Source organism: Thermodesulfovibrionales bacterium (assembly GCA_035622735.1).
GTDB lineage: Bacteria > Nitrospirota > Thermodesulfovibrionia > Thermodesulfovibrionales > UBA9159 > DASPUT01.
In genome coordinates this window covers 1-4392 of sequence record DASPUT010000020.1, presented here as the reverse complement: position 1 = coordinate 4392, position 4392 = coordinate 1, and the positions used below count along the sequence as shown (strand labels likewise).

The 4392-nt window shown below is 52.9% G+C and carries 5 protein-coding genes; 3 read left to right on the top strand and 2 right to left on the bottom strand.

What is annotated here, in order from left to right; genetic code table 11:
* Nucleotides 1–130 precede the first annotated feature (130 nt).
* The 3 genes from VEI96_00790 (at nucleotide 131) to VEI96_00780 (ending at nucleotide 3254) form a co-directional block, all read left to right on the top strand.
* Nucleotides 131–1252, top strand: a complete 1122-nt coding sequence (locus tag VEI96_00790; protein HXX56518.1) for a hypothetical protein — start codon at nucleotides 131–133, stop codon at nucleotides 1250–1252.
* A 41-nt stretch (nucleotides 1253–1293) separates the two neighbouring features.
* The gene (locus VEI96_00785) at nucleotides 1294–2787 is read left to right on the top strand and encodes an amino acid permease (GenBank protein HXX56517.1); all 1494 of its coding nucleotides are present in this window, start codon (nucleotides 1294–1296) and stop codon (nucleotides 2785–2787) included.
* A 149-nt stretch (nucleotides 2788–2936) separates the two neighbouring features.
* On the top strand, nucleotides 2937–3254 hold the full coding sequence (locus tag VEI96_00780) for a hypothetical protein (protein HXX56516.1): 318 nt from the start codon (nucleotides 2937–2939) through the stop codon (nucleotides 3252–3254).
* A 123-nt stretch (nucleotides 3255–3377) separates the two neighbouring features.
* Here the strand turns inward: VEI96_00780 and VEI96_00775 are convergent, their stop codons facing one another.
* Together VEI96_00775 and VEI96_00770 are read right to left on the bottom strand one after the other, a co-directional pair.
* Nucleotides 3378–4061 carry a hypothetical protein gene (locus tag VEI96_00775; GenBank protein HXX56515.1) on the bottom strand — a complete coding sequence of 228 codons (684 nt, stop codon included), beginning with the start codon at nucleotides 4059–4061 and terminating at the stop codon, nucleotides 3378–3380.
* 140 nt (nucleotides 4062–4201) lie between these two features.
* On the bottom strand, nucleotides 4202–4392 hold a 191-nt coding region (locus VEI96_00770; protein HXX56514.1), incomplete at its 5' end, for a hypothetical protein.

Below are 4392 nucleotides of genomic sequence, written 5' to 3'. Positions count from 1 at the left end.
ATTTACCCTATTCATTGGAACAAAAAAAGCGCCTCCTCCTTCATTCTTCTTCATTATAACAGGTCGTGCAGGGCGGTGAGGTTCGCAGTGAACGTGAAACCTCTATGGTATAATTTCGGCAAGGTTGCTGATGGATACGATCGATAAGCTGAAAGTGCTTTCAGAGGATTCTCAATACGATCTTGCCTGCGCATGCGGGACCGGAAATGATGACCGGCGCAAGCGGGGGCTGGACGGCAAATGGCTTTATCCCGTTACGCTTCCTCAGGGTGGATCTTCGGTCCTCCTCAAGACCCTTCTTTCGAATGCCTGCGCGAATGATTGCGGGTACTGTCCGCTTCGATCGGAAACGAATGTCAGGCGATGTACCCTCCAGCCGGAAGAGGTTGCCGGCGTATTTATGGAATATCTGAAAAAGAAGAAGGTCTTTGGTCTCTTCCTGAGTTCAGCCGTCATGGGGAATGCCGACTATACGATGGAGAGGATCAATACCGTTGCCCGCCTCCTCAGATATAGGCATGATTTCCGAGGGTATATCCATCTCAAGATCATCCCCGGCGCATCTGATGCCGCCATAGAAGACGCACTGTCTCTGGCTTCAGCGGTCTCCCTCAATATCGAGACGCCGGGTAGAAAGCACTTCGATTCGCTGTCCTCCACGAAAGACTATGATAAGGACATTCTCCGCCCGTTGAAGTTGATGGGGAGGCTCACAGAAAAAGGCACGCGGTTTGCGCGGGTCAAATGTACCACCCAGTTCGTCGTCGGAGCCTCTGATGAGACCGATTGTGAGATCATAACGTATATGTCCGCTCTTTATAACCGTCTCAATTTCAAGAGGGTCTATTTCTCAGCCTACCAGAAGGGCCTCGGCAGCAGCGGGATACCTGGTGAGAGGCGATTCCTCACAAACCCGGGAAGACCCTTCATGAGGGAACACCGTTTGTACGAGGTTGATTTTCTCATCAGGAAGTACGGCTTCACAAAGGATGAAATTATTCTCGACGGGAGCGGTAATCTGAGATTGGACAGGGACCCGAAAGAAGTCTGGGCGGAGCGCCATCCCAAATATTATCCCGTGAGAATTAATACTGCGGATAGAGAGGCCTTGCTCAGGGTGCCGGGCATAGGACCGGACACAGTAAGAAGGATAATCGAGGCACGTAGGGACCGAAGGCTTTCTCGTATCGAAGACCTCGGCATCCGGGGGAAAAGACTCCAGAAAATAAAGAGCTATGTGATCTTTGAGTGAGCTATAGCATTCACGGACGTTGAAGGCGTTCGAGGAGAACGATGAAGAGGATTTTCTTAAGAAAGACGCTTGCTGACTTGACCGTCGAGGCATTCGACGAAAGGCGCGGGCTTAAACGGTCCCTGGGTCCGATGAGCCTTGTGCTCATGGGAATAGGAGTGATTGTCGGTGCCGGCATCTTTGTGCTTACTGGCCATGCGGCGGCGCAGATCGCTGGGCCTGCGATCGTTCTTTCCTTCGTCATCGCAGGAGTCGCCTGTGCCTTTGCCGGACTCTGCTATGCGGAGTTTGCCTCGATGATCCCCATCGCAGGAAGCGCTTATACCTATGCGTACGCAACGCTCGGGCAGTTTGTTGCCTGGATTATCGGATGGGACCTCATCCTCGAATATACTCTCGGCGCAACGACCGTGGCGATCGGATGGTCGGGCTACGGAGTGAGTTTTCTGAGAGACCTCGGGATATTCCTTCCGGACGGACTCACATCGCCGCCGTTTACGTATAACCTTGAACTGCACAGGTGGGTTGCAACCGGTGCCTTCTTTAATCTCCCTGCCCTCCTTGTCGTCGCCTTTATTACCGCGACGTTGATCCTCGGCATCAAGGCATCGGCTGCCGTAAACACGCTTATTGTGTTCATCAAGGTCGCTATCATCCTTGCCTTCATAGGTGCCGGTGTCTTCTTTATCAAGCCGGATCTTTGGCATCCCTTTGTGCCGCCGAACAAAGGTGAGTTCGGTGTCTTCGGGCTTAGCGGAGTGCTGAGAGGAGCCGCGGTCATATTTTTTGCGTATATAGGGTTCGATGCGGTATCGACGCTTGCACAGGAAGCCAAGAATCCGCAGAGGGACATGCCTGTCGGCATCTTGGGCAGTCTCCTGGTCTGCACCGTGCTGTATGTTGCGGTATCGCTCGTTCTTACAGGCGTCGTCCCTTACACGCAATTGAGCGGCCCGGCGCCTCTTGCCGTGGCACTCGACGCGATGAAGCTGCATCTCTTTTCCCCCTTCCTGAAGATCGGTGCGATTGCAGGTTTGACTTCGGTTATCCTCGTCTTGCTGCTCGGTCAAACGAGAATCTTTTTCTCCATGGGCAGGGATCTCCTTCTGCCTCCTTTTACATCCAAGGTCCATCCAAAATTCAGGACTCCCCACATTATCACGATGATCACGGGAGCGGTCACGTCTCTCATGGCAGCCCTTCTTCCGATAGGTATCGTTGGGGAACTCGTAAGCATCGGCACTCTCCTCGCCTTCGTCATAGTATGCTCCGGCGTCCTTGTCCTCAGATACACCCATCCTCAGGCCAAGAGAGTATTCAAAGCGCCGGGGGGCGCAGCCACACCGATACTCGGAATCCTCGCCTGCCTCTATCTCATGTCGGGACTTCCGCGAGACACCTGGATAAGGCTCTTTGTCTGGCTTTTCATCGGTCTTGTGGTCTATTTCAGCTACGGTATCAAGAAGGCAGACAAAAAAGGTAGTCCCCATCTCCTCAGCGAACCTTCCGGACGGGGCGACGGGGCCATGAAGTAACCCTTCTATTCTTCCCCTGGAGCACGACCGCGTCTTTCGTTCCCTTTCCCATAATCATTGCGCTAGTAGTTCTTAGCTCCATCCCCCATGAATATCCTTTTTTATTTGAGTGAGAATTTAGTAAGATAGAAAGAAAAGAGGAGGCACAGATGGCAAATCTTAAAGAGACACTTGTGATACTGAAGAAACCCGACGGCGAAACGGTCGTTATCCGTGATCCAGACTTTGTCAGCTACCCGGATGCCTCACAGCCCTACTGGAGCATCGTGAAAGAAAACAACGAGATCCGCACTACCGGCGAGGTCTGGGTCGAAAAAGGCTTGAAGGGAGACGAGGTCTTTTGCGAGGACTCGGTCATCTGTACCGGCGTGAGGTGTTTTCATAAATTGCCCCACCCACAGGCAAAAGACTGCGGCAGCTCCTGCGAATTGGATAGGGCGGCCAACTGCAGGCCTTACCGAATATAGGGCGATACCGTCGCGTTATTTCGCATAAGGCGGCACTCGGCAGAATTCTACGGGCGGAATGAACGTCAACGGTAGCAGTCCGAATGAGATGCCAGAAGAGCTTTGGTGGTAATGTCCTAAGCGCTATTTCCGTATAATCTCGCCTCTCGGATGCCATATTCGTTTCTCTTCCTGAGGCAGAGGGCGGAAACTCTCTACGATGTCCCCTATTTTTATCTTCTTAAAGTCCTTCAGTTTTATTCCGACCTGCTGTCCCTGAGTGGCTTTCTGCACCGTATTTTGTCCGATGTGAAGCGACTCTATAATTCCCGAATAGACCGGTCCCATGGCGGATATGACGCGAAAGCGTTCGCCGCCAGCCAGGAAACCGTCCCGAACCTCGCATCCGATGATGATTCCCTTCCGGCTGCTCTTAAAAAGCGCGATCACTTTGGCTGATCCGAAGATTCGTTCTCGCAGATCCGGAGGGTTCATGCCCTCCGCAATCTCTTTTATATCAGCGATGAGAGCGTAAATTACGTTATAAAGGCGAACCTCAATGCCGCGTTCCCTGACCACCTTTTCGAGGGTCGGCAAGAGATCGACCTGGAAACCGATGACGAGTCTGCCCGCCGTCTCCGAGAGGAGAAGATCAGACTTGTTGATGTCACCCACTCCGCCATGGACGATGCCGATTTCGACTTCCGGGGAGACCAGTTCCGATAGGGCGACTCTGACTGCTTCGAGACTTCCGACGGAATCGGCTTTGAGGATGATTTCGAGTTTCCGATCAGCCCTTCGGGGGGTCTTCTTATTCTTCCGCATCATTGCTCAGCCCGGTATAGTCACATGCTATCACTGAATTACAAGAGCCGCAAGCGGAGATATCGACGGCACGAAAGAGAGAAAGTGAGGGTCTGAAGCATCGGATTGAAAGAGACATCGAAGTTCCGAGCGGTAAGGGCCCATTACGGAGGGTCTGAAGGTCCACGCCTCTTCTCAGTCTTTCCGTGGTGGCGATGGGAACTCGCTGACCCTGATTTTGCCGCGGTCGCCCCGGAAGGCCTCTTCTTCCTACCGCCCTGCCTTTCTTGTTCTCTTCTCGGAAATCCGAAGGGCTTTCCCCGAGATCTGCCCGATGCCCTCCTGTAATTAGTGA